We start from the raw sequence: 13,074 nt of genomic DNA on the forward strand, positions 1-13,074 counted from the left end.
GACCGCGGACGCTCCCGACGGCGCCTGTGCGAAAACCCGGACCGTCAGGCCGAAATGCCGTCGATCCGGGCCAGGGCGTCGTCCGCGCCGTACGGCTGCAGGTACGGCAGCCAGCGCGGGTCCCGGTGCCCGGTCCCGATGATGCGCCAGGCCAGGCCGGTGGGCGGGGCGGGTTTGTGGCGCAGCCGCCAGCCGATCTCGACCAGGTGCCGGTCGGCTTTCACGTGGTTGCAGCGACGGCAGGACGCGACGACGTTGTCCCAGACGTGCTTGCCCCCGCGGCTGCGCGGGACGACGTGGTCGACGCTGGTTGCGACGCCACCGCAGTACATGCACCGGCCCCCGTCGCGGGCGAACAGCGCCCGGCGGGTCAGAGGAACGGGCCCCCGGTAGGGAACCCGCACGAAACGCTTGAGCCGGACCACGCTGGGTGCGGGGACTGTGACGGTCGCGCTGTGCAGATAGGCGCCGGACTCCTCGAGGCAGACGGCCTTGTTCTCGAGGACGAGGACGAGCGCGCGGCGGAGCGGTACGACGCCGAGCGGCTCGTACGACGCGTTGAGGACCAGGACATGCGGCACGGATGCCTCCTTGGACGCCGGCGGCGCGTGGCTCGCGCCGGGACGATTCGTAGTCAGTCTCCCCTCATGCCTGGTGGAAGCGCCACCATGTCCCCGTAACGGGCTGGGAGTGTTTTCGACCACACCGGATGCATGCCCGGGAACATGGCCTGTTCAAGCCCGGGTGAGGCCCGTCTCTCCTTCACACATTCTTCGAGAGCACACACAATGCCCCGTTAGTGTGGTGGTTCTGCCCCTTCGGTGACCCAGCCGTGACCTTCGACCCCCCGGAACCGCCGCACCGGGGCAGACCGCTGCACCTGGAGGTACCTGTCGTGTCCTTGTCCGTCGCGGACGCCGTCCTGTGGGCCGCCGGCCCCTCTCCGTCGCCGACCCCCTCGGAGACGGGCACCCCGAGAGTGCCCTCGCTGGAGGACGCCCAGGAGAGCGCGACGAACGCCGCCGGCTGGGTGGAGCAGAACTGGTCGACCTGGCTCGCCATCGGCCTGCGTGTGCTGCTGATCCTGGTGATCGCGGCGGTGCTGCGGGTCGCGGTGCGCCGGGCGATCACCAAGCTCATCGACCGGATGAGCCGCACCGGGCAGACGGTGGACGGCGCCGGTCTGGGCGGCCTGCTGGTCAACGTCGAGCGCCGCCGCCAGCGCTCGCAGGCGATCGGCTCGGTGCTGCGTTCGGTGGCCAGCTTCCTGATCATGGGCACCGCCGCCCTGATGATCCTCTCCGCGTTCAACATCAACCTGGCCCCGCTGCTGGCGTCCGCCGGTGTGGCCGGTGTGGCGATCGGTTTCGGCGCCCGCAACCTGGTCACGGACTTCCTGTCCGGCGTCTTCATGATCCTGGAGGACCAGTACGGCGTCGGCGACAGCATCGACGCGGGCGTGGCCTCCGGCGAGGTGATCGAGGTCGGCCTGCGGGTGACCAAGCTGCGCGGCGAGGGCGGCGAGATCTGGTACGTCCGCAACGGAGAGGTCAAGCGCATCGGCAACCTCTCGCAGGGCTGGGCCACGGCCAACGTCGACGTCACCGTGCACGCCGGGGAGGACCTGGACCGGGTCAAGGCGACCCTGGACGAGGTCGCCGAGAAGATGGGCGCCGAGGAGCCCTGGAACGAGCTGCTGTGGGGCCCGATCGAGGTCCTGGGCCTGGACAGCGTGCTGCTGGACTCGATGGTCGTGCGCATCTCCGCCAAGACCATGCCCGGCAAGTCCCTGACCGTGGAGCGCGAGCTGCGCTGGCGCGTCAAGCGGGCCTTCGACGCGGCCGGCATCCGGATCGTCGGCGGCGCCACGGCCCCGGTGGAGGAGACCTCCGCCGACCCGACGGCGTCGATGGCACCCCCCTCGGTGTACGCGAACGCCTCGTCCCCGCAGTCGGCGGCGGCGTCCCCGCTCGTCCCGCCCACGAGCACCACGAAGTAGCGGCCGAACCCGCTCGGGAGGGCGGCACCCGCGGTCCGGGTGCCGCCCTTCCGCATGCCCGCACGCCGGCGGGCCCTCCCGCCGGCCCCGCTCGCCGGCCCCGTCGCCGGTGAACCGTCCCTATTGACGCCCGCCCGGCGACGGGCATACCTTCCTCCCCACCGAACAGGAAACTTTCCTAACAGTAGCCGCGGAGAGTGGCCCCCGATGGACTCCCCCACCGGATCACTGAGAAGCTGAGCAGCGAAGGGCAGGTGTGGACACGCATGGCAGGAACCGCCGGAACGCCGGGCACCCCGCGCGTCCTGCGCGCCATGAACGACCGGGCCGCCCTGGACCTGCTGCTGGAGCACGGGCCGCTGTCACGCACCCGGATCGGCAAGCTCACCGGGCTGTCGAAGCCGACCGCCTCCCAGCTCCTGGCCCGGCTGGAGGCGGCCGGCCTGGTCCTGGCCACCGGCACGACCGAGGGCCGCCCCGGCCCCAGCGCCCAGCTCTACGAGGTCAACCCGGCCTCCGGTCACGCCGCCGGACTCGACGTCACCCCGCAGCGGATCCTCGCCGCGGTCGCCGACATCACCGGCCGCACGGTCGGCCGCTTCGAGCTGCCCACCCCCGGCCGCCGCACCGGCACCCCGGTCGTCCAGCAGGTCACCGACGCCCTGGACGGCGCGGTGAAGGCGGCGGGCCTGGCCCGGGACGACGTCCACCGCCTGGTCATCGGCACCCCCGGCGCCTTCGACCCCACCACGGGCCGGCTGCGCTACGCCTCCCACCTGCCCGGCTGGCACTCCCCCACCCTGCTGGACGAACTCGCCGCCGCCCTGCCGATGCCGTTCGAGTACGAGAACGACGTCAACCTGGCCGCCCTGGCCGAGCAGCGCCTCGGAGCGGCCCGGGGCCACACCGACTTCGTGCTGCTGTGGAACCAGGAGGGCCTGGGCGCCGCCCTCGTGCTCGGCGGCCGGCTGCACCGCGGCTGGACCGGCGGCGCGGGCGAGGTCGGCTTCCTTCCGGTGCCGGGCACGCCCCTGGTCCGCAAGGTCACCAAGGCCAACAGCGGCGGCTACCAGGAGCTGGCCGGCTCCCAGGCCGTCCCCCGCCTGGCCCGCGACCTCGGCGTCGAGGACATCCCGCAGGGCTCGTACGCCGAGGTTGCCGCCCGGCTGGTGGCCCGGGCCGCGCAGGCCGGCGACGAGCCGCACCGCGAGCTGCTGCGCGCCTACGCGACCCGGCTGGCCACCGGTCTGGCCTCCCTGGTGTCGGTACTGGACCCCGAGCTGGTCGTGCTGAGCGGCGCGGCCCTCACCTCGGGCGGTGAGCCGCTGCGCGCCCTGGTCCAGGCCGAACTGGAGGAACTGGCCGCCTCGCGCCCCCGCCTGGTCGTGGGCGACGTCCGTGAACACCCCGTGCTGCGCGGTGCGCTGGAGAGCGCGCTCGCGACCACCCGCGACGAGGTCTTCGACACCTCCCGCTAGCTCCGCCCCTCCCGTTTCCCCTCCTCCCCTCCTCACCCCGTGCCCCAGGGAGCTTCACCATGCCCAAAATGCCCAGGAAAGCGGCCCTCGTGCTCGCCGCGTCCGCCTCCGTCGCCCTTCTCGCCACCGCCTGCACCGGTCAGCCCGGCGCCGGTGCGGACGACGACGCGTCCAAGGAGACGACCCTCACCTTCTGGCACGCCTGGAGCGCGCCCTCGGAGGTGAAGGCCGTCGAGGACCTGGTCGCCGGCTTCGAGAAGACGCACCCGAACATCCGGGTCGACGTCGTCGGCAACATGACCGACGACAAGATCAACCAGTCGCTGCGCGCCGGCGGGGCCAAGGCCCCGGACGTGATCTCGTCGTTCACCACGAACAACGTCGGCAAGTTCTGTTCCTCGGGCGCGCTGGTCGACCTCGACCCCTTCTTCGACAAGTCGGGCATCGACCCGGAGAAGACCTTCCCGAAGGCCATGAACGAGTACACGCAGTTCGAGGGCAACCGCTGCGCGGTCCCCCTGCTCGGTGACGCCTACGGCCTCTACTACAACAAGACGGCCTTCGAGAAAGCCGGCGTCACCGCCCCGCCGAAGACCTGGTCGGAGTTCGAACGGGTCGCGAAGAAGCTGACGATCCCGCGGGGGGAGACGTACGAGCAGCTCGGCTTCATGCCGAACTACCACGGCTGGGAGACCACCACCGAGCACTACCTCGGCCAGTTCTCCCCCACCTACTTCGACAAGGACGGCAAGTCCAACGTCGGCAAGGACCCGGCCTTCGAGAAGGCCTTCACCCTGCAGAAGAAGCTGGTCGACACCCTCGGCGGCTACCGCAGGCTGGAGACGTACCGCTCGAAGCTCGGCGACGAGTGGGGCCCCAAGCACCCCTTCCACACCGGCCAGGTCGCCATGCAGCTCGACGGCGAGTGGCGCCTGGGCATGGCCCTGGAGGCCGAGCCGGAGTTCGAGATCGGCGTGGCCCCGCTGCCCGTCCCCGACGACCAGGCCGACCAGTACGGCAAGGGCTACATCACCGGCACCATCGCCGGCATCGCCGCGACCAGCAGGAAGCAGAACGCGGCCTGGGAGCTGGTGAAGTACATGACCACCGACACCGACGCGGTGGTGAACTTCTCCAACGCGATCCACAACGTCCCCTCGACGCTCGCGGCGCTGAAGTCCCCGAAGCTGACGTACGACCCGCGCTTCAAGACGTTCCTGGAGATCGCGGCGAACCCCCACTCCACGACGTCCCCCGCCTCCGTCAACGGCGGCGTCTACCTCACCACGATCCAGCAGTTCGGCTACGAGTACGAGAGCGGCAAGGCCACCGACCTCAAGGCGGGCCTGAAGAGGACGGCCGAGCAGATCGACACGGACATCGCGCAGGCGAAGTAGGCCATGAGCACCCACACGCTGCGCGCGAAACGCCGCCGCTCGGCCCTGCGCACCCTGGCGTTCCTGTCCCCCTGGCTGATCGGCTTCTCGGTCTTCTTCGCCTACCCGCTGCTGTCCACCGTCTACTTCTCCTTCATGCGCTACGACGGCTTCAAGCCGCCGGTGTGGGCGGGCACGAAGAACTGGGCCTACGTCTTCGAGCACTACCCGCTGTTCTGGCCCGCCCTGCGCAACACCCTGTGGCTGGTGGTCGTCATGGTCACGCTCCGGGTGGCCTTCGGCCTGGGCGTGGGGCTGCTGATCACCCGGATCAGGACGGCCACGGGCGTCTTCCGCACCCTGTTCTACCTGCCGTACCTCGCCCCGCCCGTGGCGGCCACGATGGCCTTCGCGTTCCTGCTCAACCCCGGCACGGGCCCGGTCAACTCGATCCTCGGCGAGGCGGGCCTGCCGGCCCCGGGCTGGTTCAACGACCCCGCCTGGTCCAAACCGGCCCTGACCCTGCTGGCCCTGTGGGGCATCGGCGACCTGATGGTCATCTTCATGGCGGCCCTGCTCGACGTGCCGAAGGAGCAGTACGAGGCGGCCGAACTGGACGGCACCTCCCGCTGGCAGCGCTTCCGCTACGTCACGCTCCCGAACATCTCGCCGATCGTCATGTTCGCGGTCGTCACCGGGGTGATCCAGACGATGCAGTACTACACCCAGCCGCTGATCGCCGGGAAGGTCGCCTCCGGCGTGATCCAGGGCGCGGGCACCATGTTCGAGCCCGGCTACCCGGACAAGTCGACCCTGACCCTCCCGCAGCTCGTGTACAACCTGGGCTTCCAGCGCTTCGACTACGGCTCGGCCTGCGTGGTCGCGCTGGTCCTGTTCGCCCTGTCCATGGCCTTCACGGCCCTCCTGATGCGCCGCAGGGGCGGCCTGATCCAGGCAGGTGGGAGATGACCCGGGTACTCGAACGGCCCCTGGAGTCCGCCGCGCCGCCGCCCTCGCCCGCGGCCCGCACGGCCCGCCGCCGGGCCCTGCTGGAGTGGATCGCCGTCCACTCCCTCGGCATCGCGGCCGCGCTGTTCTTCACGCTCCCCTTCGTCTTCGTGCTGCTCACCTCCCTGATGAGCGACAGTCAGGCGCTCAGCCGCGACCTGATCCCGCGCACCTGGGAATGGGGCAACTACACCAAGGTCTTCGACACCCCCGGCTTCCTCACCTGGTGGCGGAACACCCTGCTGTACGCGGGCCTGGGCACGGTCCTCACGGTGGTCTCCTCGATCCCCGTGGCCTACGCCCTGGCCAAGTTCCGCTTCCGGGGCCGGAATCTGGCGCTCATGCTGGTCATCTCGATGATGATGCTGCCGCCGCAGGTCGTCATCATCCCGATGTACCTCTTCTGGGCGAAGCAGTTGGACCTGTCGGGCACGCTGTGGCCGCTGATCGTCCCCATGGCGTTCGGCGACGCCTTCTCGATCTTCCTGCTGCGCCAGTTCCTCACCACGATCCCCGACGAGTACCTCGACGCGGCGAGGGTGGACGGCTGCGGCGACCTGCGCACGCTGCTGAAGGTCGTCCTGCCGATGGCCAGACCCGGCATCGCCGCGGTGGCCCTCTTCCAGTTCTTCTACGCGTGGAACGACTACTTCGGGCCGCAGATCTACGCCTCGGAGAACCCCGGCGCGTGGACCCTGTCCTACGGCCTGGAGTCCTTCAAGGGCGCCCACCACACCGACTGGAACCTCACCATGGCCGCCACCGTGCTGGTCATGGCCCCCGTGATCCTCGTGTTCTTCTTCGCCCAGAAGGCGTTCGTCGAGGGCGTCACGCTCACCGGAGTAAAGGGTTAGACATGAAACTCACCGTGGTCGGCGGAGGCTCGACCTACACCCCCGAACTCGTGGACGGCTTCGCCCGCCTGAGGGACACCCTGCCGGTCACGGAACTGGTCCTGATGGACCCGGCCGAGGACCGGCTGGACCTCGTGGGCGGCCTGGCCCGCCGCATCTTCGCCCGTCAGGGCCACCCCGGCCGCATCACCACCACCACCGATCTGGACGCGGCGGTGGACGGCGCGGACACGGTCCTGCTGCAGCTGCGCGTGGGAGGACAGGCCGCCCGCGAGCAGGACGAGACCTGGCCCCTGGAGTGCGGCTGCGTGGGCCAGGAGACCACGGGCGCCGGCGGCCTGGCGAAGGCCCTGCGCACGGTCCCGGTCGTGCTCGACATCGCGGACCGCGTCCGCCGCGCCAACCCCGACGCCTGGATCATCGACTTCACCAACCCGGTCGGCATCGTGACCCGAGCCCTGCTCCAGGCCGGCCACAAGGCGATCGGCCTGTGCAACGTGGCGATCGGCCTGCAGCGCAAGTTCGCGGCCCTGCTCTCCCTGGAGCCGTCCGAGCTCCACCTGGACCACGTCGGCCTCAACCACCTCACCTGGGAGACCGCCGTGCGCCGCGGCGGCCCGGAGGGCGAGGACGTCCTGCCGCGGCTGCTGGCCCGGCACGGCGACACCATCGCCGCCGACCTGCGCCTGCCCCGCCGGCTCCTCGACACCCTGGGCGTGGTCCCCTCCTACTACCTGCGCTACTACTACGCCCACGACGAGGTCGTGCGGGAACTGGGCACGAAGCCGTCCCGGGCGGCGGAAGTGGCCGCGATGGAGCGGCAGTTGCTGGCGCTGTACGCCGACCCGGCCCTGGACGAGAAGCCGGAGCTGCTCGCGAAGCGGGGCGGCGCCTTCTACTCGGAGGCGGCCGTGGACCTGGCCGCCGCCCTGCTGGGCGGGGCGGGCAGCCCCTACCAGGTGGTGAACACGCACAACAACGGCACACTCCCCTTCCTCCCCGACGACGCGGTCGTCGAGGTGCAGGCCGCGGTGGGCGCCGAGGGCGCCTCCCCGCTGCCGGTCGCGCCGGTGGACCCCCTGTACGCGGGCCTGATCTCGGCCGTCACGGCCTACGAGGACCTGGCCCTGCGGGCGGCCCTGCACGGCGGCCGGGAGCGGGTCTTCCGCGCCCTGCTCGCCCACCCCCTGGTCGGCCAGTACGCGTACGCCGAGCAGCTCACCGACCGGCTGATCGCGCACAACCGGGAGCACCTGGCGTGGGCGTGAGCGCGCATGTCCTCGCCGTCGACGCGGGCAACAGCAAGACGGACGTCGCCGTCGTCTCGGCGGACGGGGAGGTGCTGTCCACGGCACGCGGCGGCGGCTTCCGCCCGCCGGCGGTGGGCGTCGACACGGCCGTGCGAGGGCTCGCCGAGACCGTCGGCCGGGCCCTCGCCGACGCCGGTCTCGCCTCGGTCGATCACGTCTCGGCCTGTCTCGCCAACGCCGACTTCCCCGTCGAGGAGGAGGAGTTGGCCCGGGCCCTGCGCGAGCGCGCCTGGGGCACGAGCGTGACCGTCCGCAACGACACCTTCGCGATCCTGCGGGCCGGGGCCACCGAACCGCGGGGGGTCGCGGTCGTGTGCGGCGCGGGCATCAACTGCGTCGGCATGCGCCCCGACGGCCGCACGGCCCGCTTCCCGGCGATCGGCAGGATCTCCGGTGACTGGGGCGGCGGCTGGGGGCTGTCCGAGGAGGCCCTGTGGCACGCCGCGCGGGCGGAGGACGGCCGGGGCGGCCCCACCGCCCTGTCCCGCACCCTGCCCGCGCACTTCGGTCTGCCGTCGATGTACGCCCTCATCGAGGCGCTGCACCTGGAGCGCGTGCCCGCCCCCCGGCGCCACGAGCTGGCGCCGGTCCTGTTCGCCACGGCGGCGCAGGGCGACGCCGTGGCCCGGGCGATCGTGGAGCGCCAGGCGGAGGAGGTGGTCGCCATGGCGGTGGTGGCCCTCACCCGCCTGGACCTGCTGTCCGAGCCGGCCCCGGTTCTCCTCGGCGGCAGCGTCCTGGCCGCCCGGCACCCCCAACTGAACAACCGCATCGCCCAGTTGCTGGCCGACCGGGCCCCCAAGGCGGTCCCCCGGGTGGTCACGGCCCGCCCGGTCCTCGGCGCCGCCCTGCTGGGCCTGGACCAACTGGGGGCGCGGGAGGGGGCGCAGGAGCGACTGCGGGCGCACTACGGCGTGTGAGCCGCGCGTCCGGCCGGTGCGGGCACGCCGTACGGGAACCGAACCCCTCCCTGGGACGTGTACCCGGGCGAGGGGTGGCGCTCCACGCCGCGATCCGACCAAGATCGGGCAAGGCCGGTGCGGATGTCGGTCCCGGCAGCGATACTTGCCGCGACGGATGACCACGGGGGAGGTCACAGTGACACACATGCCGCGGGGCAGCACACCGCCACCACCGGGTCCGAGCCTGCCCGTCCTGCCGCCCGTTCCCGCGCAGCCGGCCCCGCCGGCCCGGGCCCTTCCCGGTCCCGCTCCGGCATCCGGTCCGTCGTCCCCGCCTCCCCCGGCCGGCGCTCCCCGGCGTACGGCCTTCGCGGAGGGCGCCGAGCGCCTGCGCGCCGCCGCCACCACGGAACCGGGCCGCCTGCGCGTCATCGGCGCGCTGCTGGCCGCCCTCGTCGTCGCCTTCGGCGCCGTCGGCGCCTGGCAGATGACCGACCGCGCGGCCGCCGCCGACGACGTCCTGACCAGCAGCCAGCCCCTCAGCTCCGACGCGGCCGACATCTACCGGTCCCTCGCGGACGCCAACACCGCCGCCTCCAGCGGTTTCCTCGCCGGCGGCCAGGAGTCGGCGGCCTCCCGCGACCGCTACGAGAAGGACATCCGCACGGCCGCGGAGAAGCTGGTCAACGCGGCCGCCGCATCGGAGCCGGGCTCCCCCTCCGCGCGCACGATCGCCGAACTCAACCGGCTGCTGCCCGAGTACAAGGGCCTGGTCGAGCGGGCCCGCACGTACAACCGCCAGGGTTTCCCGGTGGGCGGCGCCTACTTGCGCTACGCCAACGAGAAGATGCAGCAGCGGATGCTCCCGGCAGCGCAGGACCTGTACACGAAGGAGAACCAGCGCCTGCGGGCGGACTACGCGGCCGCCACGCCCTACCCCTGGGCGGCGATCGCCCTGGGCGTCCTGGCCCTGGCCGCCCTCGCCTGGGCCCAGCACCGCGACTACCGGCGCACCAACCGGGTCCTGAACCACGGCCTGGTCGCGGCCACCGCGACCGCGACGGTCGTCCTGCTCTGGCTCGTCACCGGGCACAGCATCGCCCGCGCCGGCCTGAACGACTCCTACGACCACGGCGTCCGCTCCCTGAACGTCCTGCACGACGCGCGGATCGCCTCCCTGAAGGCCCGGGGCAACGAGAACCTCACGCTGGTGGCCCGCGGCGCCGAGACGAAGAAGGTCGGCGACAGGACCTACGACGCCTACGACTTCGACTTCGGCGCGGACATCGAGGCCCTGGGCGCGCGCCTGGAGGCGGCGCGGAAGCTCGCCGACGACGCGACGGGCGAGAAGCCCGTCACGACCGCCCTGGGCAACATGCAGGAGTGGAAGAAGCGCCACGCCGCGGCCCGCGAGCAGGACGAGAACGGCAACTACCAGCAGGCGCTGGACATGGTCATCGGCGCCGAAGGCGCGACCGGCGAGTGCTTCGACAGCGTCGACGCGCATCTGCGCACGGCGCTGGCGCACGAGGAGAGGGAGTTCGAGCGGGCGGCCGGTGACGGCCGGGGGGCGCTCACCGGCCTGCCGGCCGGGGCCGCCGGCCTCGCGGTCCTGGGGGCCGCGGGAGCGGTCCTGGGCATCGGCCGCAGACTGTCGGAGTACCGGTGAACGGGCAACGGGCGAAGGGAGGCACCCCCGTGCGAGCAGGACGTGTGCACACCCCCCTCAAGGGCTGGGGCGGAGTGACCGCGATGGCGGTCGTCTGCGCCCTGGTGGCGTTCGTCGCCCTGTGCCTGCCCAGGAAGGCCGTCACCTCGGACGGCACCGGGCCCGCCGGCACCACCGCCACCGCGGACATCGCCCGGGCCGGCGCAGAGGAGGACTGCGAGGCCCCGGAGAAGCAGACGCTCTCCCCCTCGCGCGCCGACGGCGCCACCATCGCGGCGATCAAGGGCCGCACGGGCGAGAAGCGCAAACTGGTCGTCGGCGTCGACCAGAACAGCTATCGCTGGGGCTACCGCGACCCCAACGGCGGCGAGTCGGGCGAGCTGGAGGGCTTCGACATCGACCTCGTGCACCGCATCGCCGAGGAGATACTCGGCGACCGGGACGCGGTGCAGTTCAAGGCGATCCCCACCGACCAGCGCATCCCGGCGATCCAGGACGGCCGCGTCGACATGGTGGTCCGCACGATGACGATCAACTGCGACCGCATCCGGGACGTCGCCTTCTCCGCGCCGTACTTCAAGACCGGCCAGCAGGTCCTGGCGCCGAAGTCGTCGCCCGTCGAGGGCTACGACGACACGCTCGCGGGCCGCAGGATCTGCACGGCGGCGGGCTCCACGGCGTACGCCAAGCTGGAGGAGGACAAGAAGAAGGGCCGGCTTCCCGCCGGCACGGACATCTCCACGACGGTCCCGAACCAGCTCGACTGCCTGGTCAGGCTCCAGCTCGGCGAGGTGGACGCCGTGGTCACCGACGGCGCGCTCGCCGCGAGCCAGGCGGCCCAGGACCCGACGGTCCAGCTCAAGGGCGACGCCTTCACTGCCGAGTACTACGGCGTGGCGATGAGGAAGGGCGCCGACGACCTGGTACGCCGGGTCAACCAGATCCTGGTGGACTACCGCGAGGACGGCGACGACGGCTGGCAGGCGTCGTACGGGAAATGGCTGTCGGCCACACTGGGCAGGGATGCGAAGAAGTCGGAACCACCGGCACCGGAGTACCTGCGCACGAGCTGACCCGAACCGCGACCTACGACCAGGCCCCCGACCGGCACAACCGCAGCGAGAGGTGATCGATGGGCGTCACGGGACCCGCCGGGCCGGTGATGGACCGGGACGAGGTGGACCGTGCGCTGGCGCGGCTCGGCGCTGAGCACGAAGCGATCGAGACCTCGCTCCTCGCCCTGCAGGACCACGCGGGCCGCAGACTCCTGGAGGGCGCCGAGCTGACCGGCGTCACCCGGGAGCGCTGGGCGGCCACGGACGCGTCGATCACCCTGCTGTGGACCTACTTCGACGCGTACACGGACGCGTTGCGCTCCGCCCGCGACATCCGCGCCCGGCGCCGCTGGTCCAGCCGTGAGGACCTGGTGGAGCTGACCGAGCTGCTGAACGGCGAGTCGGTCACGGTCGCGGGCAGTGCCGCGGCGACCGCCAACGCGCAGACACCGCAGGGGACGTCGACGAAGCTCAGCGAGCGCTACTCGCTCGCCGGGCTGGTGGACCGGATGAACGAGCTGTACGCGACCAGCCTGGACGTGGTCGTCGCCGCCGACGCCGTCTGGTCGGCGCTGCCGGCCCGGATCGACCTGCTGGCCGCCGAACTCCAGCGCACCCGGCGGCTCGCGCACTCGGTCGGCGTGCGGCCCGGCGAGCATCCGGCGGGTGACGACCTGGAACGCATCACGCGCACGCTCACCCGGCTGCGCGAGCAGGTGATCTCCGATCCGCTGGCCTTCTGGGTGGCCGCCGAGGGCAGTTCGGCGCCGGGCGGCGGCCGTCCGGACACCACGGTGTACGACCGCGAGGCCCGGGCCCTGGAGGACGTACGGCGGGAGATCGACGCCGTGCTGACGGTCCGCCAGGACGCCGAGCTGCGCATCGTGAAACTGCGGGACGTCCTCAGCCGGGCGGACCGCACCCTCGCCGAGGCGCGCACCGCCCGGGGCGAGGTGCTGGCGAAGATCGCGGCGACGGAGGTGCCGGTGGTCAGCGGCCCCCCGACCGCGTTGCAGGAGCAGCTCGCGGCGGCCGCGGAGTACCGCAGGCATGCCCAGTGGCACCGGCTGTCACCGCTGCTGGAGGCCCTGGAGGAGAAGGCCGAGGACGAACTGCTGCGCGCCCGTGAGTCGTTGACGGCGGTCACCGCACCGCTGGCGGTCCGCGCCGAACTGCGCGGCCGGCTCGACGCGTACCGGGCGAAGGTCGCCCGGCACGGCTTCGCCGAGGACGCGCTGCTGGTGGAGCGGTACGAGAAGGCGCGCCGCATGCTGTGGAGCGCCCCCTGCGACCTGCGCGCCGCCGAACAGGCCGTGCTGCGCTACCAGCAGGCGGCGGCCGAACTGCTCGGCGGCCCGCGGGTGCCGGACCAGGGCGCGCCCGCGGACGACCGGAGGGGGCCGGACGCGTGAGCGACGAGGGG

General features: G+C 72.3%; 11 protein-coding genes. 10 read left to right on the plus strand and 1 reads right to left on the minus strand.

The features are described 5' to 3' along the window. Nucleotides 1–44: 44 nt before the first annotated feature. The gene (locus tag Q5694_RS14655) at nucleotides 45–581 is read right to left on the minus strand and encodes an HNH endonuclease (RefSeq protein ID WP_333933352.1); all 537 of its coding nucleotides are present in this window, start codon (nucleotides 579–581) and stop codon (nucleotides 45–47) included. 314 nt (nucleotides 582–895) lie between these two features. Between Q5694_RS14655 and Q5694_RS14660 the strand changes: the two genes are divergently transcribed. The 10 genes from Q5694_RS14660 (at nucleotide 896) to Q5694_RS14705 (ending at nucleotide 13,063) form a co-directional block, all read left to right on the plus strand. Beyond that, a complete protein-coding gene (locus Q5694_RS14660) occupies nucleotides 896–1,999 on the plus strand; it encodes a mechanosensitive ion channel family protein (RefSeq protein WP_333933353.1) in 1,104 nt (367 codons plus the stop codon). A 266-nt stretch (nucleotides 2,000–2,265) separates the two neighbouring features. After that, entirely contained in the window at nucleotides 2,266–3,477 is a 1,212-nt protein-coding gene (locus Q5694_RS14665; RefSeq protein WP_333933354.1) for an ROK family transcriptional regulator, read from the plus strand. 59 nt (nucleotides 3,478–3,536) lie between these two features. Beyond that, entirely contained in the window at nucleotides 3,537–4,874 is a 1,338-nt protein-coding gene (locus tag Q5694_RS14670) for an ABC transporter substrate-binding protein (RefSeq protein WP_333933355.1), read from the plus strand. Nucleotides 4,875–4,877: 3 nt separating this feature from the next. After that, the gene (locus Q5694_RS14675) at nucleotides 4,878–5,822 is read left to right on the plus strand and encodes a carbohydrate ABC transporter permease (protein WP_333933356.1); all 945 of its coding nucleotides are present in this window, start codon (nucleotides 4,878–4,880) and stop codon (nucleotides 5,820–5,822) included. After that, complete coding sequence (locus Q5694_RS14680; RefSeq protein ID WP_333933357.1) at nucleotides 5,819–6,715, plus strand: carbohydrate ABC transporter permease; 897 nt, start codon at nucleotides 5,819–5,821, stop codon at nucleotides 6,713–6,715. Before Q5694_RS14675 ends, Q5694_RS14680 begins: the two co-directional genes overlap by 4 nt. A gap of 2 nt (nucleotides 6,716–6,717) precedes the next feature. Then, nucleotides 6,718–7,983, plus strand: coding sequence for a 6-phospho-beta-glucosidase (locus tag Q5694_RS14685; protein ID WP_333933359.1), 1,266 nt, complete (start codon nucleotides 6,718–6,720; stop codon nucleotides 7,981–7,983). Further along, nucleotides 7,974–8,945, plus strand: coding sequence for an N-acetylglucosamine kinase (locus Q5694_RS14690; protein ID WP_333933360.1), 972 nt, complete (start codon nucleotides 7,974–7,976; stop codon nucleotides 8,943–8,945). The genes Q5694_RS14685 and Q5694_RS14690 overlap by 10 nt, the downstream gene beginning before the upstream one ends. A 187-nt stretch (nucleotides 8,946–9,132) precedes the next feature. Then, entirely contained in the window at nucleotides 9,133–10,596 is a 1,464-nt protein-coding gene (locus Q5694_RS14695; RefSeq protein ID WP_333933361.1) for a hypothetical protein, read from the plus strand. An 83-nt stretch (nucleotides 10,597–10,679) separates the two neighbouring features. After that, nucleotides 10,680–11,669: a glutamate ABC transporter substrate-binding protein gene (locus Q5694_RS14700; protein WP_333933685.1), complete on the plus strand. Its 990-nt coding sequence runs from the start codon at nucleotides 10,680–10,682 to the stop codon at nucleotides 11,667–11,669. Nucleotides 11,670–11,728: 59 nt separating this feature from the next. Continuing rightward, the gene (locus Q5694_RS14705; protein WP_333933363.1) at nucleotides 11,729–13,063 is read left to right on the plus strand and encodes a hypothetical protein; all 1,335 of its coding nucleotides are present in this window, start codon (nucleotides 11,729–11,731) and stop codon (nucleotides 13,061–13,063) included. Nucleotides 13,064–13,074 lie beyond the last annotated feature (11 nt).

The organism is Streptomyces sp. AHA2, assembly GCF_036857595.1.
Lineage (GTDB): Bacteria > Actinomycetota > Actinomycetes > Streptomycetales > Streptomycetaceae > Streptomyces.